The 21,796-nt window shown below is 66.8% G+C and carries 20 protein-coding genes; 8 read left to right on the top strand and 12 right to left on the bottom strand.

Annotated features, from left to right (window positions below):
• Window positions 1-2 precede the first annotated feature (2 nt).
• Both K9S39_RS05700 and K9S39_RS05695 read right to left on the bottom strand, forming a co-directional pair.
• On the bottom strand, window positions 3-1,370 hold the full coding sequence (locus K9S39_RS05700; RefSeq protein ID WP_248862273.1) for a site-specific integrase: 1,368 nt from the start codon (window positions 1,368-1,370) through the stop codon (window positions 3-5).
• Between the two features lie 333 nt (window positions 1,371-1,703).
• Entirely contained in the window at window positions 1,704-2,060 is a 357-nt protein-coding gene (locus tag K9S39_RS05695; protein ID WP_248862272.1) for a helix-turn-helix domain-containing protein, read from the bottom strand.
• A 485-nt stretch (window positions 2,061-2,545) separates the two neighbouring features.
• On the opposite strand from K9S39_RS05695, the gene K9S39_RS05690 reads away from it, so the two are divergent.
• The 4 genes from K9S39_RS05690 to K9S39_RS05675 all read left to right on the top strand — a co-directional run bounded on the left by K9S39_RS05690 (window position 2,546) and on the right by K9S39_RS05675 (window position 5,239).
• Complete coding sequence (locus K9S39_RS05690) at window positions 2,546-3,265, top strand: SGNH/GDSL hydrolase family protein (RefSeq protein ID WP_319949627.1); 720 nt, start codon at window positions 2,546-2,548, stop codon at window positions 3,263-3,265.
• Window positions 3,246-4,028: an aminoglycoside phosphotransferase family protein gene (locus tag K9S39_RS05685; protein WP_248862271.1), complete on the top strand. Its 783-nt coding sequence runs from the start codon at window positions 3,246-3,248 to the stop codon at window positions 4,026-4,028. The genes K9S39_RS05690 and K9S39_RS05685 overlap by 20 nt, the downstream gene beginning before the upstream one ends.
• A gap of 686 nt (window positions 4,029-4,714) precedes the next feature.
• On the top strand, window positions 4,715-4,996 hold the full coding sequence (locus K9S39_RS05680) for an NUDIX hydrolase (protein ID WP_248862270.1): 282 nt from the start codon (window positions 4,715-4,717) through the stop codon (window positions 4,994-4,996).
• An 81-nt stretch (window positions 4,997-5,077) separates the two neighbouring features.
• Window positions 5,078-5,239 carry a hypothetical protein gene (locus tag K9S39_RS05675; RefSeq protein WP_248862269.1) on the top strand — a complete coding sequence of 54 codons (162 nt, stop codon included), beginning with the start codon at window positions 5,078-5,080 and terminating at the stop codon, window positions 5,237-5,239.
• A 269-nt stretch (window positions 5,240-5,508) separates the two neighbouring features.
• Here the strand turns inward: K9S39_RS05675 and K9S39_RS05670 are convergent, their stop codons facing one another.
• Window positions 5,509-6,609, bottom strand: a complete 1,101-nt coding sequence (locus K9S39_RS05670; RefSeq protein ID WP_248862268.1) for a phosphotransferase enzyme family protein — start codon at window positions 6,607-6,609, stop codon at window positions 5,509-5,511.
• Between the two features lie 529 nt (window positions 6,610-7,138).
• On the opposite strand from K9S39_RS05670, the gene K9S39_RS05665 reads away from it, so the two are divergent.
• A complete protein-coding gene (locus tag K9S39_RS05665; protein ID WP_248862267.1) occupies window positions 7,139-7,528 on the top strand; it encodes a hypothetical protein in 390 nt (129 codons plus the stop codon).
• Window positions 7,529-7,605: 77 nt separating this feature from the next.
• On the opposite strand, the gene K9S39_RS05660 is transcribed toward K9S39_RS05665, so the two are convergent.
• The 7 genes from K9S39_RS05660 to K9S39_RS05630 form a co-directional block, all read right to left on the bottom strand.
• A complete protein-coding gene (locus K9S39_RS05660; protein ID WP_248862266.1) occupies window positions 7,606-8,607 on the bottom strand; it encodes a thioesterase domain-containing protein in 1,002 nt (333 codons plus the stop codon).
• 39 nt (window positions 8,608-8,646) lie between these two features.
• Window positions 8,647-9,618: a beta-ketoacyl synthase N-terminal-like domain-containing protein gene (locus tag K9S39_RS05655; RefSeq protein ID WP_248862265.1), complete on the bottom strand. Its 972-nt coding sequence runs from the start codon at window positions 9,616-9,618 to the stop codon at window positions 8,647-8,649.
• Window positions 9,615-10,751: a beta-ketoacyl synthase N-terminal-like domain-containing protein gene (locus K9S39_RS05650; RefSeq protein WP_248862264.1), complete on the bottom strand. Its 1,137-nt coding sequence runs from the start codon at window positions 10,749-10,751 to the stop codon at window positions 9,615-9,617. The genes K9S39_RS05655 and K9S39_RS05650 overlap by 4 nt, the downstream gene beginning before the upstream one ends.
• On the bottom strand, window positions 10,748-12,529 hold the full coding sequence (locus K9S39_RS05645) for an AMP-binding protein (RefSeq protein WP_248862263.1): 1,782 nt from the start codon (window positions 12,527-12,529) through the stop codon (window positions 10,748-10,750). The genes K9S39_RS05650 and K9S39_RS05645 overlap by 4 nt, the downstream gene beginning before the upstream one ends.
• A 172-nt stretch (window positions 12,530-12,701) precedes the next feature.
• On the bottom strand, window positions 12,702-13,481 hold the full coding sequence (locus K9S39_RS05640) for a nucleoside 2-deoxyribosyltransferase (protein ID WP_248862262.1): 780 nt from the start codon (window positions 13,479-13,481) through the stop codon (window positions 12,702-12,704).
• Window positions 13,482-13,577: 96 nt separating this feature from the next.
• Complete coding sequence (locus K9S39_RS05635) at window positions 13,578-14,294, bottom strand: uracil-DNA glycosylase family protein (protein WP_248862261.1); 717 nt, start codon at window positions 14,292-14,294, stop codon at window positions 13,578-13,580.
• 128 nt (window positions 14,295-14,422) lie between these two features.
• The gene (locus K9S39_RS05630) at window positions 14,423-15,646 is read right to left on the bottom strand and encodes a class I SAM-dependent methyltransferase (protein ID WP_248862260.1); all 1,224 of its coding nucleotides are present in this window, start codon (window positions 15,644-15,646) and stop codon (window positions 14,423-14,425) included.
• Between the two features lie 294 nt (window positions 15,647-15,940).
• Between K9S39_RS05630 and K9S39_RS05625 the strand changes: the two genes are divergently transcribed.
• On the top strand, window positions 15,941-17,410 hold the full coding sequence (locus K9S39_RS05625) for a peptide deformylase (protein ID WP_248862259.1): 1,470 nt from the start codon (window positions 15,941-15,943) through the stop codon (window positions 17,408-17,410).
• Window positions 17,411-17,694: 284 nt separating this feature from the next.
• Here K9S39_RS05625 and K9S39_RS05620 read toward each other — a convergent pair whose 3' ends face one another.
• Window positions 17,695-18,264, bottom strand: coding sequence for a GntR family transcriptional regulator (locus K9S39_RS05620; RefSeq protein WP_248862258.1), 570 nt, complete (start codon window positions 18,262-18,264; stop codon window positions 17,695-17,697).
• A gap of 696 nt (window positions 18,265-18,960) precedes the next feature.
• The gene (locus K9S39_RS05615) at window positions 18,961-19,167 is read right to left on the bottom strand and encodes a hypothetical protein (protein ID WP_248862257.1); all 207 of its coding nucleotides are present in this window, start codon (window positions 19,165-19,167) and stop codon (window positions 18,961-18,963) included.
• A gap of 222 nt (window positions 19,168-19,389) precedes the next feature.
• On the opposite strand from K9S39_RS05615, the gene K9S39_RS05610 reads away from it, so the two are divergent.
• On the top strand, window positions 19,390-20,769 hold the full coding sequence (locus K9S39_RS05610) for a helix-turn-helix domain-containing protein (protein ID WP_406707871.1): 1,380 nt from the start codon (window positions 19,390-19,392) through the stop codon (window positions 20,767-20,769).
• Window positions 20,770-20,801: 32 nt separating this feature from the next.
• On the top strand, window positions 20,802-21,707 hold the full coding sequence (locus K9S39_RS05605; RefSeq protein WP_248862255.1) for a phosphotransferase family protein: 906 nt from the start codon (window positions 20,802-20,804) through the stop codon (window positions 21,705-21,707).
• Window positions 21,708-21,796: the final 89 nt, after the last annotated feature.

Raw genomic sequence — 21,796 nt, 5'->3', positions numbered from 1 at the left:
GTTCAAGCGTCGAGGTCCTGAGCGGCTTTGACCTGCTGTTTCCACCACTCTTCAAGATCGAATGGGAGAGCAGTGGGAGATGGCACCTTCCAGTGCTCTCCCTCGCTGGCCACGAAGCGCAGCCACCTGGTTTGCAGCGAATCGGCAATCTCCTGCTCCATGGTCAGGGTAACGTGCGAGTAGAGACCTTCCACGCCGGCGACCTCGTGGCCCATGCGGGTCTCCACGGCGATGCGACTGTGTCGATCTTCGTCCAACCACTCCTTGCCGCCGTGACGAAGCAGGTACAGCCGCTTCCCGGCGTACGCGGTCGCAGGGACCTCCGGAAGGGGACGGCGGGAGGTGACCAGTTGGGGCTGGCCCAGGCGAACCCTCTCGAACTCCTCGGAGGCCGGTCGACCGCGCGAGACCGGCTGCCAGTAGGAGTAGCTGAAGTTTGCGTTGGCCAGTAGCCCGCCGCCAATGGCCGGGAACAGGTACTCGTGATCATGGGTGGCGAGGAGCGCCGTGTGCAGCTCCGCAAGGAATCCGGGGAGGGAGAGACTTCGATGGGATTCATATTTTGGCGGGAAGAGCTTCACCGGTCCCTTGCCGAACTCGCGTTGGAACTGCCACTGGACGCGCAACGCGGGCAGTGCCGTTGGCCCGTAGCGCTCCAGGGCTTCTTTCCGCCGCTCAAGGTCGGGGTCTGAGGCCGGCCAGTTCGGGTGGCAGAACTCGCGGCGCAGAGCGTAGAGCTCGGCAGGCCGCATGACCGTGAACGGCATCGTCAGGAAAAAGACATAACCGGCGAAGCCCCAGAAGGTAAGTGCATTGAGGGCAAGTTGGTGCACCTCCTTTATCTGCATGTCCTGCTTCTTCTCCCGGGGCTTCTTCGTGTACTTGCCGCGTCGGGACTTCTTCTTCACCGGTGATTCGGCCCGTAGGCTGTCATCGACCGCATCGTCCATGATCATGCTGAACACGAGCCGAATCTCTCTGGCGTACGCGTCACCGACACCGGGCTGGGCGTCCAGATGGAGACTCCATGCGCGGTAGTCGGAGGCCTTGATGTCGCCCACGGAGGTCTCGCCCCAGTAGGGCACGATGTGGTTGCGCAGGATGCCGTCGATCGTTCGCCATCGCAGGTGCCCGACGTCCTGCGTCTTGAGCCACTTGGGGCAGTAGGTGGACATGAGGATGCTTCCGTCGCGGCGGCTTATGTAGCGCGCGTTGCGAACGTCGGATTCCCGGTCCAGTCCGTACGCGTAGGCGACCTCCTCGTCGGTGAAGCCACCCTGGCTGTCGTACTCGGGCTTCCCGTTCGGCTTGATGCGGCCGGTCTTCCAGCGGACGCGGCAGAAGTTGCCGCGCCACTCGGTGTAGGGCATCAGGTGTCTCTCTTTCTGGGCGGTAGGGGCAGAGTTCGGCAGTTGAATGAGGCAGATGTGTCGCGGGGTGTGGGACTGCGGGGATCAGGCATGCACCCCTTGGACGCGGCCCGGAGCCTGGCGTGGAACGGCCGGGATACCCCCCCATGACTCGGACCGTCCGCAACGGACACACCATCACTTGGTGAGTCACGGAAGCCGCGTTGGGGTGACGTGCAGGTTGCCGGGCATGGGAAAACCCGCCCTGGTCCGGGAGTTTTCTCACGTCAGGGCGGGTCGGGAGAAGCGAGTCGGGGTGAGGCTGCCGGTCGCGGCATACCCTTAGGGATCACCTCACGCGGCGGGCTTGAACCGGACGGTGGCCGGCGTAGCCGGGCCGCTGCCAGTGGGCTTACGTGGAGTGGCCTTGCGGCGGCGGGCCTTGGCCAGTGCCGACGGCCGACCCTTTTCGGCGTTCATCTCCCGGATTTCGCGGCAGTCCTGGAGGCTGAACCGCAGAAATTTGCCGAAGCGGTGGTGAGGGAAGCCGCGCTGGTTGGCCCCATCCCGTAGCCACCTCTCGCCGCAGCCGATGACGCGGGCCGCTTCCCCCGGGTCGAGCGTCACCTCGCCCTGCGCAAGGGCCCGTATGGCCGCATCGATCATGGCCTCGCGCTCGGCACCGGTGCGCTTCGTTTCGGGGCTAGTCATGGCACCTCTTCCTTCTGGGGCTGTTGGGGTGCTGCGTCAGCTGGGAGGCACCCGGGCATGAAGCGAGCGCAGGAACTTGTACGAACTCGTAGACGGCTGGACCTTGCGTGTCAGCGCGGAGTGCACCTTGAAGCTGCGGCACTGCCGACGCTGTGCTGCAGCGATGATGTCGAGTCGGTTCCTGGTGTGTGTCAAGTCCTCATGGGTGATGCTCCGGTTCGCCTATCAAAGCTCACTCTGAAAGCCTAACGACTGGCGTATCGACTCGTCAATCAGGATCTTCCGCTCTTTGGGGTGAGCCGCCACTCACTTGCCCAGTCGATCGCTATCGACATCTTGTCGAATCCCTTAGCTCCTGAATGTCTGTAGCTCGCCATGCATGTCAGCCTCGGTCGCATGCTGGTGGGCACCGCGCGCCGTGGAATAGACCTTTGGGCCCTATGCGATCGCATCCTGTGCGCGCGTAGGTCAGGAACTGGGGCCGACTGGCGGCCCCAGGCCCAAGTCATCGGGGCCGGGACGGTCGAGGCTCTGACCAAGAAGCAGGTCACTCGATTCTGGCGTCGCGGATCCAGACCCCATCACGCCGGAGCGCCACCTCTTCGCGGTGGCGCTCCGACTGCGCCCCGGCACGGCGCCGCCCCCTCACCAGCGGCCTCCGCATCGTCGAAGGCGACCGGGCCACCACCGGCACCGACTACGACCTGGCCTTCCTCGGCGCGGGGATCAACGACGTCTGGCGCCGCTTCCAGAACCGGATGCCGGAGGCGGTCGACCTCGACGAGTACACCCGCCACTTCGACGCGATGCTCGACCGGCTCGGCGGCTACACCCGCACGATCATCGTCGTGAGCGAGACCCCGTTCGGGCCCGTCGAGGACCCCGGCACCGTGGCCGCCATGAACACCGAACTCGCCCTCTACAACGACGCCGCCCGCGCGGCCGCCGCCGCGCACGGCGCGCAGTTCCCGGACGTCTGGACGCCCTTCACCGCAGCCGCCCGGCACCTTGCCCCTGCTGGTGCCGTCGCCGGCGGCGAGGACCCGGGCGGCCTGTGGAGCGATGGGGTACACCTGACCGAGCTCGGCGACACTGTCCTGCTCCAGCAGGCCGAACGGCTCCTCGCCGAACACCAGATCGTCAACAAGCTCCTCGACTACCCGCTCCTGGAGCGCGACGCCGCGCTTGCCGCGGCCGGCGCCTGAACCGCCGGGCGTCCGGCGCTGGTCGGCCACCGCCGGACGCCCCGGCACCCATCCCGAGAATCGGTTCGAGCCGGACGCGCTCTCGGCCTGGGGCGGGCGCGGAGCGGTCCTGCTGCACGAGCGGGACGATGACCGGTACGCCATGCTCCTGGAGCGGGCGCACCTCACGACGCTGGCCCAGGCCGCGCAGGGCGAAGAGGTGGCGGCGATCGCGGGGAGCGTCAGCAGTCGCCTCGCCGTCCCCGCGCCAGCCGGACTGCCCCGGCTTCAAGACCGGGCCGCCGAGTGGGAGGAGCAACTGCGTCAGGACGCCCGGGACTTCCCCGACGCTCTGCCGTCCTGGACGGTGCAGGCCGCGACGGCGACGGTTCGCGAGCTCGCGCTCCACCAGCCGGACACCCTCATCCACGGCGACCTGAACGCGCGGAACATCCTGGCGGGTACCCGAGAGCCCTGGTTGGCCGTCGACCCGAAGGGCTGGGTGGGTGACCGGGCGTACGACTGCGGCACGCTGACCAAGTCCCGGTCGGTCGTCCTCGCCGAGCAGGGGGACCTGGCCAGGGGAATCGACCGCACCCTCGACGCCTTCACCAGTGCCGCCGAGCTCGATCGGGAACGCGCACGGCGGTGGGCGCAGCTCAGTGCGGTCCAGGCCGCCTACGGCGGCCGCCGACGCGGGTTTCGCCGCGGCCGTCACGGAGCCGAACGTACGGGACTCATCGTGCTCGTTGACGAGTTGGCGCGGATCCTCACCGGCCTGTGACCTCACCATCACCGCAGCTCACAGACGGGGCGTGTCCGCGACGGATTCGATGGCGGAACGCGGTGCCGCCCCGGGTTCCTCGGGTAGGATGAGGGCATGGCCACGGTCGCCCCCGCGCGGTGTATCCGGTGAGCCAGCTCTCCGCACTGTCGTCCAGCACGCTCTTGGGGTCACAGCCAAGACGAGCGATGTCCCAGGCGAGGTAGCCGGGCGTGGGTGGATCCGCATACGCCGTAAGCGGACGGCTCCTCTCTGCGGCTGCGGAGTTCGGTCGTGTGGCGGCATCGATGACGTCGAAGAGGTGAGTTCCGAGGACCTTGGTGTTGGCGGGGGTGTCCAGGACCGCGAGTTCGTCGCGGTCCACCCAGCGCACCGGGAGCTCGGGCAAGTCCTGCGGTTCGTACGGGAGCGGCACGACGCTGCGACCGCTGTGCGGACCACACGCCGTCCCAACCCTGTCCTTCGCCCCGCACCCCGAGGCCGACACCCTGTGACCCCTGCCCCACCCCGAGCTCGGCGCGACGGCCTCGGCGCCGGCTCCCGCGTTCCCCGGCGAGCCGGACCTGGGAGGTCGGGCCAGCATGGAGTGGTCCACGTACGAGGTGCGCTGGCCCTGGCAGGATTTCCGCGAAGCAGGGCGTGCCACCGTGCGCCGGTGACGTTCAGGACCCACGAGGAGCGAGACCATGAAGACCCCCTGCGACAACACCTCGGTCGGCATCGTCATCACCGATCACGAGGGCCGTTTCCTGATGTTCGACCGCGCCACCTTCCCGCCCGGCACGGCACCAGCCGCCGGCCACATCGACGACCACGGGACCGCCGAGGACGCGGGCCGCGCCGAGGTCGAGGAAGAACTCGGCCTCACCGTCACCGGCCTCACCCACGTCACCGGCTGTTGGCGGGGCAACCCATGCCGCCGCCTCCCCGGCGCACGCGGCACCGGCCACGACTGGACCATCTACTAGGCCACCGTCACCGGTGACCTCACCCCGAGCGCCCGCGAGACGAAGAACGTCCGCTGGATCACGCCCGACGCCCTGCAGGAATTGGCAGACCGGACGGTCGCCTACGCCAAGGGGCGCATCACGGAAGTTGAGTTCCAGGCTGCGCCCGGCATCGAGCCGGTATGGATGCAGTGGCTCGCCGACGTCGCCGCGATCCACATCGGCCCGGACGACCTGCTTCGGGTGGACCAGCTCACCAGATGATCGCCGCCCAGTCCTCCTGACCCGCCGCGGCCGCCACCTCCGCTCTCTGGGGCGCAGCGGCCGCGCCTTCCGCATGCGCAGCACCCGGTCCCTACGACGGCTTCGGCAACCAGCCCACCACCGACGAGACACCTCGCCGCGTGCGACCTTGGCTGCACTACCGCGCCCACCAGATGGAGGCCTCCGGCCTGCCATGCTGCTACAGCAGGCCCGGACTGTCGGGTGCGCTGTCCAGGGCTTCGGTTTGCGTGGCCATGAGAGTCATGAACTCAGCGAAGAGCGTCACGCAGGGCCTCCTCCAAGACAGGTAGCTGGTCCAGCAGCATCAGATCGGCCTCGTGCCGCGCCCTGCCGTAGGACTCAAGTGCGGCATCGACGATGTGCGGACGCTTCACTGGTGCCGAGAACGGAAACGTCGAGCAGAGCACGGCTGCACAGCCGACACGGAGCGAGGACACGAGGTCGTTCACGGACGCCTTGGGGTTGGCGTCCCGGTAGGCCAGGGTGAGATCGGTGTATCCGGTGAGCCAGCCCTCCACACCGTTGGCCAGCACGCTGCTGGGGTCACAGCCCAGACGGGCGATTTCCCAGGCGAGGTACCAGGGTGTGGGCGGTCGGAAGTCCACGAACGCGGCAGCATCGTCGTCCTTCAACAAGACGTTGGGGCCGGACAGGTCGCCGTGCAGGATCTGGACCGTCAGCGGTGGAAGCGAAGCGAGGATGCGATCGACGCCACCGAAGAGAGCTTGCCGTTCACGCGTCGCCTGCAGCGACCATGCCTCGAACTCCCCAAGCCTGGGCTTGCTCTGGAACGCGAGAATCAGACCCTCATAGCTGTCTCGTGCGGTAGCCACGTCACACACAGCGGCGCCAGGTTTCAGGGTGGGTGCGGCGGCGGGGTGAGCGGCGAGCCGACTGTGGAGGCGGCCCATCGCTGTGCCGACGGCTGCCCACCGTGCACCCCTCAGGCCGCCTTCGGCGGTCGCGGTGTGCGGCACGTACGACCACAGGGACATCGGCAGGGGGCCTTGGGTCGCGATGAGTTCGTGCTCGCGCGTGCGGGTTGCCCGCGCGGTCGCGACACCTCCGTCGGCGCAGTACTCGGACAGTTCGACCGACGCCCGCTCCAGATCCAAGTGCTCCCGAGTTCGGTAGACCTTGGCGAAGTGCCGCCGGCCCGCCTGGTCCACGACGGCGTAGTTGTTCGTCGCGGTGCCCTCCGGGATACGCGTGATGTCTACCGGGTGCATCCCGTACGCGAGCACGAGCGTGTCGGCGACCGCCTTGATCTGTGCCCCCTCCGCGGTGCGGCCGGGTGTGGAAGGCGCGGCGACAGGGTTGGTGGGGGGTTGGTGAGATGCGGTGGACATGGTCTCCTCGTCGAAGCGCAGCGAAGTGCTCAGATGCTGAGCGGGCGGCAGGTGGTCGGGTCGATCAGGACGCGGGCATGAACCGCGGCCGCCAGCTGCGGCGGGCCGCGCCGGGTGCAGCGCGGCGCCGCAAGGTCGCCGGCGGACAACGCTCCGTCAATGCGGTCATCTGCTTGCGCCACCCTCGTTCGGGTTGTGGCAGTACCCGAGCCCGACCCGGCACCACCACCAGCTGCCGGCGGGGGACCGGCCGGTCGAGCCGACACCGCAGCGCCCTGCCGCGTGAATCGGCTGATCGAGGCGTTGAACGCGGTAACCGACACCGGCTTCTCGTGGTGAGGGTGACCGGTTCGGCATCGCAGAGGCGGGGCGTAGGGCTGGCCGGCGGGCGGCGCGGCACCAGGTAGGGGTGCTCGTCGCATAGAGTGCGGGCGCGCGGGTGTCCACGTCGTTCGCCAAGAGATGATCTTGGATGCCTTCGTTTTCGTCTCCGCGGGCACCCCTCGGGCCGCACCACCAGGAGGAACCAGTGTCGTCCCCGCAAGTGATCACCCCCGAGGAGATGCTCGCCGATGCGAAGAGGCAGCTGGGCTTCCCGCGTATCGTCGCGATCTGCGGCTCCACTCGCTTCATGGCCGAGATGGCGGAGGCCGATCTGCGGGAGACCAAGGCCGGGAGGATTGTCGTCAAGCCGGGTTGCGATCTGAAGTCGCCGCACGCGCTGTGGTCCGATCCTGTCGAGGCTGAGGCGCTGAAGGTTCGACTCGACGAACTGCACCGGTCGAAGATCCGGCTCGCTGATGAGGTGCTCGTGGTCGGCGACTACATCGGAGACAGCACCCGGGCCGAGATCGCCTACGCCCGGGCGCTGGGCAGGCCTGTGCGGTTCACGCACCCCGAAGTCGATCCCGACGCCTGAGGGCCCGCCGCCGCGCCCTCCGCGGGAACCCCGTTGGGATTGATCACCCAGCGAGTGGCGTGGTGGTGAAAGGGAGCTCATGCAGCGGCGGAACGCATCGCGGCCGTGATGGCGGCAGCGAGAGGCTGCCGGCGGTCCATCACGTAGAAGTGGTCGCCCTCGTACCTCTCGAGTCCGCGGAAGTGCGTGGTGAACGCTTGCCAGGAGAGCAGGCGGTCCTCGCCGGTCAGCTTGTCGTGGCGGCCCCCGAACACCGAGAGCGGAACGGGCAGCGGCTCGGGGTCGTGGGGAGGCGCCCAGGTGTCCAGGAGTTTGAAGTCGCTGCGAAACACAGGGGCGAACGTGGGCCAGACGGCGTCGTTGTCGAGGAGCTGCGGTGTGCTGCCGCCGATGTTCCGCAGCCAGCTGCGCAGTTCGTCGTCGGACATCAGGTGAGGGCGGTCGTCGGTGCCGGCCTCGACTCGCGGGGCGCCGAAGGCGGACACACCCAGCCAGGTGGGGAGCGGGCTCCCCTCGTGGTGGAGTCGGCGGGTGAGCTGGTAGGCGATGAGGGCGCCCAGGCTGTGGCCGAAGAACCCGAAGGGCCGGTCGAGCAGGGGAGCGATGGCGTTGTGGAAGTAGTCGACCAGCCGGTCGCAGTCGTCGATCAGCGGGAGTGTCTGCAGCTGGCCGCGGCCGGGGGCCTCCAGGAGGCAGAGGTCCCAGTCCTGGGGGAAGTGTTCCGGCCAGCCTCGGTAGAGCAGGTGTGAGCCGCCGGCGTGGTGGAACAGGAACAGGCGCGCCGCTGGGGCGCTCAGCGGCTTCGGGCGGATGACCGGGTCGGCCGACGTTTCTCCGACGCGCTTCGAGATGACGAAGGCGTGCAGTTCGGCGAGGGTCCTGGCACCGCTGATGACCACGGTGTTCTCCGGGACGTTGTACGCGTTCTCCACGCGGGTAGAGATCTCGAGCATCAGCAGCGAGTCGATCTCGAGTTCGTCGGTGAAGTGCGCCTGGTCGGTGACCTCCTCGGGTTCGATCTCCAGTGCTCCGGCTATCAGAGCGCGGAGCTCCTCGATGTTCACGGACGCAGTGGTCATTGGTGTTCCCCTGGCTCCTACGTGGATGGACGACTGCGGTCAAGGGGTCAGCAGCAGAGCGGCTGCCGCGTCGTGGTGAGGGCCTCCAGCTGTGGCGAGCACGTTCCCGGTGGTGGCGTCGCTCTCCAGATGGGCAGCCGCGGCAGCGCACTGCAGGACGCCCAGCGCTCCGGACAGCGGGCCCAGCTGGGCTTCCAGGTCGATCTGGCGAGTGGCTGCGAGCAGCTGGCACGCGTCGGCACCCGCCTCGTCGACGAGCCACAGTCCGACGGACTTCTCCTCCGTCACTCCGGCGGAGGTCAGCGCCGCAGCGAGGTCCCGGGCCCGTGCGTACCCGGCGATCGTGGCGCGCGGCCGCGCGCCACGGGAAGCGGCTGCGTCCGCTGACTCGAGTACGATCGCGACCGCCGCGTCGGTTGACTGCTCGCCGAGCAGCCTCGTCGCCACCTCGTTGGCCGGTTCGACGCCGACGACGACGGCTGCTTCGGCGCGCCCGGCCACGATGAGGTTGCGGGCCCAGGCGAGGGCGTCCAGACCGCTCGTGGTGCCGTTGCAGATGGTGAGGTTGGGGCCGCGCAGCCCGTAGCGGATGGCCACCCAGCCGGCGATGACGTTGCTTGAGGTCTGGGGCAGGCCCAAGGGGCTGAGGCCCCTGACGCCTTCCCGGGCGATGGTGTCGGTGGCTTCGCAGATGCTGTCCGCATTGCCGAAGTTGGTGCTGACCACGACGGCGGTCGCATCGGCCACGCCCGTGAACGTGGCGTCGGCGTCGGTCAGACCCGCGTCGTGGAGGGCGAACTCGGCGGCCCGCAGGGCGAGCCGGGACGCGCGGTCCTTGTGGCGCAGCTCGCGTCCGCTGAGTCCGGTTGCCGGGTCGAAGCCGCCCTCGCCGGGCAGCGGTCCGAGGAGGTCGCCGTAGGTCGCGACCCCTGGGAGCGCCAGCCCGATGCCCGTGACGGCGACCTCCCGGACGTTCGGGTTCCTCATGTGCGCGGTGCTCGTCGTGCTCATCGGGCTGCCTCCACGATCGCGACGGCGTTGATCCCTCCGAAGCCGAAGGCATCGACTTGCGCGATGATCAGGTCGCCGGTTGCGGGGGTGCCCTGCACCAGGCCCAGTCCCGTGGCCTCGGGGATCGGGTCGGTGAGTCCCAGGACCGGAGGTACCGTCCCTTCCTTCATGGCGAGCACCGCCATCACGAGGCTGAGCAGTCCCGAACCGCCCAGGGTGTGGCCGGTCATCGCCTTGATGGCGGTCATCCGCGGACCGGGTCCGGAGCCGTCGAAGATGCGGTGCAGGACGCTCGACTCCGTCGCGTCGTTGAGGGGGGTGCCGCTGCCGTGCAGCATCACCAGGTCGATGTCCTGCGCCCGTACCGCGGCCCTGCGGTAGGCGTCCTGGACCGCGCGGGTGATGCCGTCGGGGTCGGGCGCGGTGGCGTGGTGGGCGTCGCAGTTCATGGACACACCGCGCACCCGGGCGTGCACGAGCCCTCTCCCGGTGCTGGCGCGCTGGACGACGACGGCTGCCGCGCCCTCACCCATCAGCATGCCCTTGTGCGAAGCGTCGAAAGGGCACAGCGCGTCGGGGATGTCGTTCTGCACCCGGTCGAGCATGCCGAAGCCGCTCTCGGTCACGGCGTCGGTGCCGGCGACGACGACCGTGTCGGCCATGCCGGCCTCGATCATGTCGGTGGCCATGCCGAGCGCGTACAGCGTGGCGGAGCAGGCGTTGGCGAAGGTGTACGTGGTGGACGCTCCGAAGGCCGCCCGCAGAGCGGTGCCGAAGTACAGGTCTTCGAGGGCGACTTCCGCGTCATCACGCCACCACAGTTCGAGGCTGCGCTGCTCGCGCATGGTGGTCCCGACGAGCACGGGTACCTGGGACAGGTCCTCGTCCAGGCCCGCGTCAGCGACTGCCTGACGGACCACGGTGGTGAGCCAGCGGGTGGCGCGCCGCGGGATGTCGCCACCGCCCTCGGGCCGGTCGTCGATCTCGTAGGCATATGCCGCCCTGTACTGGTCGCGGTCGAATGCTCGCAGAGGCGTACGGCTCTCCTGGCCCGCGCACAGCGCGGCAAATATCTCTTCGGGGCTGGCACCGATGTTGGCGACGGCGGCCATGCCCGTAATGTCCCAGGTCACGGTTGGGTAGCCGCCTTCCGCAGCTTGAAGGCGGCCAGCTTGCCGGTCGACGTGGTGGGGAGCTCGTCGCGGAACTCCAGACGGGCGGGCCGCTTGTAGGCGGCGAGACCGCTGCGGATCGCGGCGTTCACCGCGCGCCGCACCACGGCCGTGTCGAGTCCCGGCCGGGCCACCAGGTACGCCACGGCCTGCTCCAAGCCGTCAGCATCGCGGCCGCCGACCACCGCGCAGTCCTGGACCCCATCAGCGCCGCGGATGACGTTCTCGATCTCACCCGGCGCGACCTTGTAGCCGCCCAGGTTGAGCAGGTCATCGGCGCGGCAGAGATGGGTGAACGTGCCGTCCGGCGCACGGCGCACCATGTCGCCGGTGTAGGCGCCGCCGTCGGCGAAGGTGGCTGCTGCGGCCTCCGGGCGGCCGATGTAGCCGAGGGCGACGGTCGGGCCGGCGATGTGGAGTCGGCCCTCCTCCCCATCGGCGACGGGCGTGCCGTCCGCAGCGCGGATGGTCGCGGTTATCCCGGGCAGCGGTAATCCGAAGGTGCCCGGACGCTCGTTTCCCGGCGGGGTGCCGACGACTGTGTAGAGCACCTCGGTGGCGCCGAGACCGTTGAGCAGCTCGGCCTGGAAGACGGTGCGGATCCGCTCGCTGAGCGGAGCGGGCAGATTCTCACCCGCCGACACGCACAGCCGCACGGAGTCGACCGCCGCCGTCTCGGATGTGTTGAGTAGCGCGGCGTACAGCCGTGGGACGGAGAACAGCACGGTGGGTTGGTGGTGTTGCAGAGCGGCGGTGAGTGAGTAGACGTCGGCCGTGCCGCTGATGAGCGCAACGCGGGAGCCGGCCGCCAGAGGGCACAGGACGGAATTGCCGAATCCGTAGCCGAAGGACATCCGGGCGCTGGAGAGCACGGTGTCCTCGGGAGTCAGCGCCAGTACGGTGCCGATGCCGTCGACCATGGCCGCGATCGCTCCCGCCGAGTGCCGGACTCCCTTGGGCATGCCGGTGCTTCCGGAGGTGTACTGCACGAGCGCCTCACGCCCTGCACTCCAGGCGGCCGGGGGCCCGGCGTCCTGCGGGCAGCGTGCGGGGCCGGGCTCGGCCGTGGCCAGAGCGGCGAGGACGTCCGCGCCGGCGAACTGGGGTGTCGTCCCGAACAGTTCCTCCAGGGCGCGCTGCCGCGCGGGGGCTGCGTCAAGGTGCACCATCGCGGCGGCACAGTTCTCGGCGATGTAGCGGACTTCGTCGTCCGTGAGCATCGGGCTGATCACCACGGGGACACAGCCGTGCCACCACAGGCCGAGGACGGCGACGACGGTCGCCACGGAGTCATCGGCTACCAGGAGGCCGCGGGCCCCCTCAGGCACGCCTGCCGCCCTGAGGGCCCCCGCGTACCCACGTGCCGCCTCCAGGAGGGCGGCGTAGGTGATCTCCCCGGCCTGAGGGTCGAGGTAGCTGATCCTTTCGCCCCGGCCGGCGGAGACATGACCCGCCACCAGGTGGTCGAGCAGGTCGACCGCGCGGAGGCTTGTCGCACGCTCGCAGAGTACGGACGCTGCGCCGTCCAGGTTGGTGAGGGCTGCTGCTTCCTCGGCGTCCAGGGCTCCGAACTCGCGCTCGATCGCGACCGTGATCGCAACCTTCTCCAGGGAGCTCATCCCGAGTTCCTCGTAGAACAGGGCACTGGACTCGATGCCCTCCTTCTCGACTTCGAGGACAGACGCCACGATCTCTCGCAGCCTGTCGAGGACTGTATCGATGGGTTCTGCATCACGCACCGGCTGGGGTCCTTTCCGCATCTTCGTAGCCGAGAAGTGAGATCTGGTTAGACAGAGAGCGAGAGTGAGCCGGAGACCTGCTCCCGGCCTGTGCCTGTTCGCCGAAACGTCGCTGGGTTTCGGTCGTGGATGCAAGAACGGGGTGGGATGCCGCAGCCCTCAGCGGGAGTGCTCAGGCTTCCAGTCCGACCTCACAGGGGAACAAGACAGAAACGCCCAGGGGCTCCTCCGTGAAGATGACCCTCTTGGAAAGCGCGGACATGAAGCCGAGCTCGAAGATTGTGCCGTTTCCGACGAGACCGCCGGGGTTGCATACGACAACAGCGTCGGCTTGCCTGAACGCGTCCATGTGCACGTACTTGTGCCGCCACGTATCGCGTTCGTTCTTCAGAACATCCTGGTAGTCGAAGAGGATGAAGTCGGTACCCACGGTCTCCGGCTTGACCCTCGTGGAAGGAGGGCTCAGCACCGCGGTACCGCTTTCGCGCAGACGGGCTATGACGTCCTCGATGTACCCCAGAGACTGCTGGAAGCTGCCGCAGACAACAACATTCCGGAATTCCCGACGGGCCAGGCCCTCCAACATGTCGTTCGACCCGCACGCGGCCATACCTGTTTCCAGGTAGAACTGCTCCAGCTCAGGCCCGACTATGTTGAAGTAGAGGCCAGTGTCGACATAGAGGCTGTTGACCAGTGCGGCCGCTTCCGGTTGCGGGAGCTGCTGAAAGACCCCGGTGGCGTGCAGGCGCGTGGTCTTGTTGTCAACGACGTCGCTGAACTCCGTGAGCCCGACGCAGAACTCGCCCACCCTTTCTGCCAGCACCTCGTGCGCGCGGCTGCCTTCGAGCGCGAGCCGCTCCCTTTTGAGTAGTTTCAACTCGCCGCCCTGGAAGCGGTAGACGCTCACGCGTTCCGGGTTGAAGTGGACCAGGAGCCTGCCTTCTGCCGCCAATGTACTGCTCTCCTTCTTCTCGTTCCAGCGCGTTCGGATCTAAGACTTTCGTCTATTCAGCTGAGAGGTGGGCAAGCGTTCCGGACGACGCAACGACTAATCACCTTGTCCACGGAAGGCGCTGAGATACTTCTCGGCAAACTCTTCCTCTCTATCCCGGTTGTATTGAGTGATGAAACGCGGGTGCTCCAAGGGCACGATCCTTCGGAAGAAGCGCTGGCCCTCGTTCACCTTCGTCAGGTATGCGAAGTTTTCGCCACTGCCAATGCAGTAGCACACCGAGGCGTCAACACCGAATGCCAGCTGGCGTTTCAGGGCGTCCACGAGGAAAGACCCCAGGAGTTCCAGCAGCTTCTTGTTCTCGTAGTAGTTGCAGTTGACCTCTTTCCCCTTGGAGTTCGTTCTCACCAGGCCAAGGGGACACACAAAGCTCATGACGAAGTCGGCATAGAACTTGCCGCGGCCCCCGTAGCGGCTGATGACGTCGTGCAGAAAGTCGGCGGAAGGCCGGCTCACCGCGTAGCCGTCGACATCGACTCCCGTTTCGTCTTCGAGGAGCTTGGCATCTTCGAACGGGACCCCGGTCACGGCCGTTCCGCGTCGGGCGGGCGAGCTGCCCAGTACCAGACGGCGCGGCCTATCGTCGTCGTAGTACTTGTGGTAGAACGCCGTCGTGACCTCGCGGACACGCTCCTTCTGGGGGCCGTTGAACGGGTTGATGACCGTGAATCCGGGGGGCAGTTCAAGCGTCGTTTCCGCAAGTTCCTCGTTGAACTGCAGGATCCGATGGGCAACAGTCGTTCGCCCGGTCATGGCAGAAGTCCTTCCTTCGCGCTGGTCGCTCTGAACAGTTCGGTCGCGCCCGGCTGTCTGCGGTTCAGCCTTCCCGCGGAACTGATGGGACGTCGCGAACGTGGCCGGCTGGAGGGGCGGTGGAAACGTTAGGTGGTGACAGCTGACAGGTAGATCTCGGTGCTTGTTGGGAACATTCGGATATCTTTGAATCCGGCACAGTCGAGCTCCGCGCCAATCAGATTGGCTGTGTCCATCCCGCGATAGAGGTCGACGAAGTCAGTGCCGGGGATGATCAGTCCTGGCGCAACGCAGCCCCGCTGAGTATACAGAAATCCGTTGGCTACGGAGACGATAATGACCGAGCCGGGTTTCAGTACTCTGTGCGCCTCTGACGCCGCTGCGGATGTATCGAAGAACGACGAGTTGTACGTCCTCAAGGAGACATACAGATCGTAACTGTTTTCCGGTAGGGCAGACAGGTCTTCGGCGCTGGAGACGACGGTTCTCGACGAGGGAATGCGACCGCTTATATTCGTAAGTCCACGTTCCGCGATGTCAACGAAGGTGATCTGCGGGCAATCTGAAAACAAAGCTGCTGCTTCGTAACCGGCTCCGACGCCGACGTTGAGGATGTTAACGGTAGACAGAGACCTTGTGGACGAGCTCCTGTAAACCGACATGAAGTCGTCGGTCCACTTCAAGTTGGCGGCACGAGCGTCGTACGCGTAGTCATAGGTGCCGTACTTCGCGTCAAAGGCTTCGGACAGTGCGTCGTTTACGGCGCGGTCAGCATCTTTGCACTCGATCCCATATCTCTGGCAGATTAGAGAAGCGAGCGCGATCCTCCCCCTGTTCGCATTGACATCACTCCTGGAAAGCGCGAAACCCTTTGACTTTAGCCGGGTGGAGACGGCTTCACTGATGCGATGTGCGGAGTAGTGGGGGTTGCATTCGATATTTTGCTCGCTCGCTGCGTAGAAGTGTCGGTTCTGCTCGAGGATCTGGCGCTGCAAATCGTCGGGGAAGCGGTGTATGAGACCTCGTGCAGTGACGGGATCGTCGTCGAGGTAACTCATCAGCGCGGGGTCTGGCAGACCGATATAGATCCTGTCGATGCGCACTTCCTTCAGGAGCTCGGCGAGCTCAAACGACCCGGCCGCGGACAGGGTGTTGATCGTCAGGTATACGCTGTGTGCGCTGAAGGCTCCGAGTTCTTGCATCCTGCGCCGCAGAATGCGATACCAGGATGCGCCGCGTGCTTCGCCCTCGAAGGCGGAGCAAATCAACTCGTTGTGCTCAGAAACGAGCGCAACGCCCACCCGCCGACCTGATTGTGGCGCCCTTTGTGCGATGCCAATGACGTAGTTCATCCAATAGGTACTGTTTGGGCTCATGTGGGCCTCTGTCCCTCGGCGGCACTGCGCCTCCTGTTGGTTTGCAGAACCAAGCGGGTGATCACCTTCACGGGGCATCCTTCGTGGTGACACGGAACGTGAACTTCGGATGAGGTCGCCGTGGCAACGGTTGGAGGACGACGAGTACGCCGTCCTGGAGGTTCGCCGGGGCCGCTGCCTAGCACCATTGGGCTTCAACCGGGCAGGATGAGGCGACCATGAGGAGCGCTCACTCACGATCGTCAGCAACTCTCGGAGAGGAAAGCCACCTTGGAGAGGGAGGAGCGGGCGACGTTCGCTGCGGAACTCACGCACTGGCGCAGCGTGCGGGGCCTGTCGAAGGCAGCTCTCGCCCAGCGCCTGAACATCGACCCCTCGTACGTGAGCCACCTTGAGGCCGGCCGGGAACACGGCAGCTCCCAGCTCGCCCGCCGGGCGGACACCGAACTCGACGCCGGCGGAGCACTGTGGCGGGCATGGCAGCGCACCGACGCTTCCCCGCAGGCGGCCGAGCAGAACGACCCGCCGTCCGGCACTGGCCTGCTGGTTCTGGAGGACGAGGCGGCGCTCCGCTACGACGACGGACGCTTCCACCTCAGCATGCGCAGGCTCCTGCACAACAACGGCACCGAGCCCGTCACCCGCTACCTCGTACGAATCGCCGTCGACCGATACCCCTCCGAACCGGAACGGTCCAACGCCCTCTACCGCCGCAACCCTCTGACCTGGGAAGAGCTCCAGCTCACGGCGCATTGCGCGGACGAGCCGATGGGCTGGACCGTCAAACACGACCGGGACGCGTTCAAGGAGGTGTGGCTCCAGTTCCAGAACCCCACGAGCCGCTTCCCTCTCTACCCCGGCCAGGAAGCCGAGATCTCCTACTCGTACTGCGTCGGCGCCGAGAAATGGGGTCCCTGGTTCCAGCGCGCGGTGCGACTGCCCACCCGGCGTCTGGCTGTGGAACTGTCTTTCCCCCGAGACAGTGAACCGTCCGTCTGGGGAACCGAGACTTCCATGAGCGCCGACTTCGCCCCACTGCGCACACCACCACAGCGCACGGAACGAGGCGAGCACAGCGTCTTCTCCTGGGCCACCCTGGACCCGCCCCTGCACGCCCGCTTCCGCCTCGAATGGCGCCTGAAGAACGCAGCCGACGAGAAAGCGAACAACCCCGTGAGCACCCTGTCCGCGAGCCAGGCCATGGCCAACGCCGGCATCGTCCAGGACGGCGACCCCGTCCTCACCCGCGCCGCCCGTCCCTTCGACCTGCCCACCGAGGCTGAAGAGGCCCAGGAGGTCATCACCTCGCTGATGGACGCAGTCGGCCGCGTCCGCCAACTTCACACGTTCGGCAAGGGCATGGGCATCGCCGCCCCCCAGATCGGGATCGACCGCTCCGCCGCCGTCGTCTTCCCACCCGATGCCGGGACAGAGCCCATCGTGCTGCTGAACGCCCACGTCGCCGAGGCCTCCGAGGACGAGGACGAGCAGTACGAAGGCTGCCTCAGCTTCTTCGACGTCCGAGGACTCGTGCCTCGCCCGCTGAGCATCGTCGTCGCTCACAGCAGCCTCGACGGCTCCACCCACCTGTCGCGGTTCACCCACGGCCTGTCCCGGCTCGTCCACCACGAGGTCGACCACCTGGGCGGCGTGCTGTACCGCGAGCGCATGCGACCGGGTGTGCAACCGATCCCTGTAGAGGAGTACCGCGGGACCGGCCAGCGCTGGACGTACGGCTGAGCAACAGCGTGGCGCGGTGAGCTTAGTGGCAGGCGTGAAGTCGGACATGACCCCTTCTCGAAGGGCACAAGGGGCAGAGCTGGGCTCGCCGAGCAGCGCGGAAGGTCGCCGGGCGCCGGTCAGTTCCTGTCGCAGCTCGATGGGCCGTTCGAGGGCGGCGAGGACGTCGCGGGCCTGGTCACGGTGGTCGCCGTCTCCGCTCCGGCCGCGGCCTTTGTGCTCGATGTCCCGGCACCGGTTCCCCGGCGGTCCCGACGACGGGCTGGTGTCTCCCGGCGTCATGCCTACTCACCGGCAGCCGGGAGAGGCACGGTGGGATCTGTTTTGGGCACTCGGGCCCGGCCGTTCGGCCGCCGCTCGATCGCGCCGCTGTCGGCGAGATCGATCAGGGCCAGGGTCACGCTGTCGGGCGGGAGCTCCAGGTCCGCGGCGATGCTGCTCGGGGACAGGTTGGTGCCGGGAGGGTAGAGGCCGACTTTGATCCTGCGATCGATTCGCTCGGCGACTTCGGCGACGGACACGAACGGCGGCTGTGTGCGGCGCAGCGCACACAGCAGCTCTCTCGCGCTGCTCACCAGGACGACCAGTCCTTCGTACGTCACGTCTGATGGCCGTCTCGGGCGCGTGACCGCTTCGATGAGGCGGTCCCAGCGGGCTTGGTCGGCCGGTGATCTTTCGGCGGCTTTCCGGCGACGCGTGGCAAGGGGCAGCCACTTGCGAACGCACTGGTCGACGCTGTCGTATCCGTTGCTGACGGCGGCAGGAGAAGCGGCGGCTTTCGCTCCGTCGATCTTTCCCAGGCGCATCGTGTCCGAGCGGAGCATGCGGAGGGTTTCTGCTGCGTCTCCTGTCACGGGCGCAGGGTTGTTCGTGGGCCGTGGCTTCTGTGCTTGGACATTCATACCGTGGTCTTCTTCCTGGGCTTGGCGGCGCTCGCCCTGCGGGGGGGCCGACAATCCGATGGGCGGCGGGCCGGCCGCCCCCTCCCCAGCGAGGGCGGCCGGGGCGCGCGCTGCTCGCGCCGTCGGACAGGTGACGGCGGCCCGGGGTAGCAGCGGCGCCGGTCCCTCCGTCGCGTATCCACGGGCTCGCCCGCGCTATCGGCACACGTCGGCCTCGGTGGCCGGAGGGGCCCCAACTGGTGGTCACCTCCTTGGGGCGACGGGGGTCGAGCCCCTCGGAGATGACCGTTCGTGAGGCTGCCGGGTGTAGCCGTGCCCGGTTGGCACAGGAATGTGGGCTGGCCACGGCAACCGGATCAGTGGGCGAGCGATATGTACTGAACAGTGAGCCAACCGATGACCACGGCAACGAACGCGCAGATTCCCACGATCTGGAAGAGCCCAAAGCCTTCGCGGTCGAGCGCGGCATTCGCCTTTGCGTGGTTCCGCCTGAGGGTCTTACGCGGGTGACGGATGGCCCAGCGAAGGCGAGGAAGCCGTCTCCGTCTGTACAGACGGGGTTTCATGGCTGTCTCCATTCGGGTCCGTAGACGGTCGGAAAGCCGATGACAGTCACGATCACCGCAGTGATGATGGAATCCGTGGTCGTCATTCGGCGCTCGCTTCCTTGAGCGTCACGGGTTCCAGGTCCGCGCACTTGGCGGGCCATCCCGGACCCCCTCTGACGGGCTGTACCCAGACGCGGTCTTGGGCGTAGATCCCGGGGTCGGTCTTCACCTTGACGTTGCAGCCGCTCTTGGTGTCGTAAGCGCGGTCACCCTCGCTCGGCCGGTATCGCTGGTGTTCGGCGGTCATCACGACCTCCCCGTTTCGGCAGACAATGACGAAAGGCTGGAGTGTTCGTGGAGGCAACGTTCGCCGGGCCTGAGTTTTGGCTCAACCGGCGTATCTGTCGGAACCGGCGTCCATCGGGGGGTAGTTGACTGTCCTGTCTCAAGAACCGACGGAAAGCGTCGGTAAGCGTGGCGACGCTCCGGTCTCGCCCCTACATTGAGCCATCGACCTAGGGAGGTTTCCGTGGCTGACAGTTCAGAAGTCCACAAGCCCTCGTGCGCTCGGCGCATCCGCCAGCGAGGGGCGGCCCTGGGATGGTCTGTGCCGCAAACCGCTGCGGCGATCCGCGAGTGCTGCTCTGTCAGACGGCTTCGCGCCTACCGACTGGCTCATGGCCTGACTCTTAAGCAAGCAGGAGAAGACCTACGGCGCCTCGGCGAGAGCCGTGGTCCGAACCGTCTTCGAGCAGACGCTGATCAGCTTGGCCTGTGGGAGACCGGGGGGCGAACTCCCAGGCCCGCGATGGTCGCCTTGCTGTGCGAGTACTACGGGTCCACCTCGTACGAGCTTGGGCTCGGGGACGATGGACCACCAACCCAGGCTGTCCCGGCGCCGACGTCGCTTCGCGCCTCGTCGCTGCCGGAGGCCCACCCAGTGGCAGACCTCGCCGACCACATTGACACCGTGCGTCGCTCCGTGGACCGGACGCTCGCCGCTGGAAGCGTCAGTCTCGGGCAGTTAGATCTCATCGAGGAGCGAATCCTGCTTGCTCGACAGGAATACATCTCCAAATCCCCAGCGCCGATGCTCAAGCAACTCCTCCTCGACTTGCAGGAAGTGGAGGACCTGGCCAAAGATCGCCAGCCGGCCTCGGTGCAGGTTCGTCTCGCAGAGATGACCGCCGTACTGGCCACCCTCGTCGCTGACTCTCTGATGAAGCTCGGGGACTTGTCGCGTTCTCGGTCTTGGTACAACACCGCGCGGCACGCGTCTGACGAAAGCGGAGTCCTGGAGCTGCGGGCACGTGTGCGAGCGCAGGCGGCGATGCTGCCGTACTACTACGGTCCCCTGGAGTCAGCCGTCACGCTCGCTCGCGAGGCTCGCATAATGACGCGGAATAGGCCCTCCCATACAGCAGCGTTTGCCGCTGTTGCTGAAGCACGGGCTCTGGCTCAGCAGGGAGACAAGGCCAGCGCCGAGGCGCGCATCAGAGACGCACAGCTGATCTTCGACCAGCTTCCCGATACCTCGGAGGAGGACGCATTCGCCTTTCCTCTACGGCGGTTCCTGCTCTATCTCAGCGGCACCTTCACGGCTTTGGGCCGGAGTTCCCAAGCGCGAAGAGTCCAGGAAGAGGCGCTGTCCCTCTACCCTGCGGTCACCGGCATCGACCCCGCACTCCTCCGTCTGGAAGCCGCTCTCTGCCTCGTGCACGATCACAGCGCGACCGAGGCATGCCAGCTCGCTGCGGCCACCTACTTGCGTGTGCCGGAGGCCCACCGCACACCGATTCTGGGGGCGCGAGCGCGCCGTGTAATCGAGGGGCTACCTGGCACGAACCAGGCCACGCCAGCCGCAAAGGACCTACGCGAATTACTGGAGCTCCCTACGGGCTCAAGGTGACAGTGAGGTCGATCGTCGGCCAGCCTTGAGCCATGACTGCACCCGCACTTCTGCCAGGTGGGTTCGGCGAGGCCGAACTTCAGCACGTCCTCGACCAAGCGTGTTCGGCTGTGGGGCTGAACTCAACGGGTGCCCGGCTCCTGCGCGGCCACACCAACGCCGTCGTACAGCTCAGTACTGCGCCGGTGGTGGTCAAGGTCGCCCGACGGGGGTCGAAGTTCGAGAACGTACGACGCACGGCCAGATTCGTCCAGTGGCTCATGGATCGCGGGTTCCCCACAGCCCCTCTACATCCGGTGCCCGATCAACCAGTTCAGGTCGACGGGCATGCAGTGACTTACTGGACTTATCTCCCCCAACCGGAGCACTCCCTATCAGCGGCCCAGATCGCCAAACCGCTCTACGCGCTCCACTCACTCCCTATCCCTCCATTCGCCCTCCCGGCCATGGACAACCTGGGAGCTATCCGGGCCTCGATCCGCAGCATCACCGCTCTACCGGACGAAACGAAGCACTTTCTCGCCGAACGTGCAGACCGTTTGGAAAATGCCCTCCGAGCTGTTGAATACGTCTTGCCCACGGGCGTAGTGCAAGGTGACCCGCAGCATCGGAACGCCTTGTTCGATGGCGACGACACCGTTCTCTGCGACTGGGACACGGTGGCCATCGGCCAGCCGGAGTGGGACCTCGTGACCCTCGAAATCCATTGCCGGCGATTCGGGTACAGCCCTGGTCACTACAAGGAATTCGCCGACACTTACGGCTTCGACGTCACCCTCTGGCCCCACTTCCCCGTACTTCGCGACATACGTGAGCTCCGCATGATCACAACCAATGCCCGAAAAATCCGCCACGCTCCGGGGAGCCGTGCCGAGATTGATCGCAGGATTACGGGGCTTCATCGCGAGGACACATCACTCACATGGAACATCCTTTAGCGCAGGTCGCGAGCATCAGCGATCCCATCGTTGCTCGGCTACCGGTAGCGGCGCGCGGGGGCCAGCCACGTCACCGCTGTGGCCTGGCC

Source organism: Streptomyces halobius (assembly GCF_023277745.1).
In the GTDB taxonomy this organism is placed as follows: Bacteria; Actinomycetota; Actinomycetes; order Streptomycetales; family Streptomycetaceae; genus Streptomyces; species Streptomyces halobius.
The sequence above is the reverse complement of the archived record's forward strand: the minus strand, read 5'-3'. Positions and strand labels throughout refer to the sequence as shown.

Coding starts and splice junctions, on each gene's coding strand:
- K9S39_RS05635 (WP_248862261.1), bottom strand. CDS start 14,294: ATGACCGGGCGAACGACTGTTGCCCATCGGATCCTGCAGTTCAACGAG.
- K9S39_RS05695 (WP_248862272.1), bottom strand. CDS start 2,060: ATGACTAGCCCCGAAACGAAGCGCACCGGTGCCGAGCGCGAGGCCATG.
- K9S39_RS05660 (WP_248862266.1), bottom strand. CDS start 8,607: ATGACCACTGCGTCCGTGAACATCGAGGAGCTCCGCGCTCTGATAGCC.
- K9S39_RS05655 (WP_248862265.1), bottom strand. CDS start 9,618: ATGAGCACGACGAGCACCGCGCACATGAGGAACCCGAACGTCCGGGAG.
- K9S39_RS05670 (WP_248862268.1), bottom strand. CDS start 6,609: ATGTCCACCGCATCTCACCAACCCCCCACCAACCCTGTCGCCGCGCCT.
- K9S39_RS05630 (WP_248862260.1), bottom strand. CDS start 15,646: ATGAACTACGTCATTGGCATCGCACAAAGGGCGCCACAATCAGGTCGG.
- K9S39_RS05615 (WP_248862257.1), bottom strand. CDS start 19,167: ATGACCGCCGAACACCAGCGATACCGGCCGAGCGAGGGTGACCGCGCT.
- K9S39_RS05680 (WP_248862270.1), top strand. CDS start 4,715: ATGAAGACCCCCTGCGACAACACCTCGGTCGGCATCGTCATCACCGAT.
- K9S39_RS05700 (WP_248862273.1), bottom strand. CDS start 1,370: ATGCCCTACACCGAGTGGCGCGGCAACTTCTGCCGCGTCCGCTGGAAG.
- K9S39_RS05605 (WP_248862255.1), top strand. CDS start 20,802: ATGACTGCACCCGCACTTCTGCCAGGTGGGTTCGGCGAGGCCGAACTT.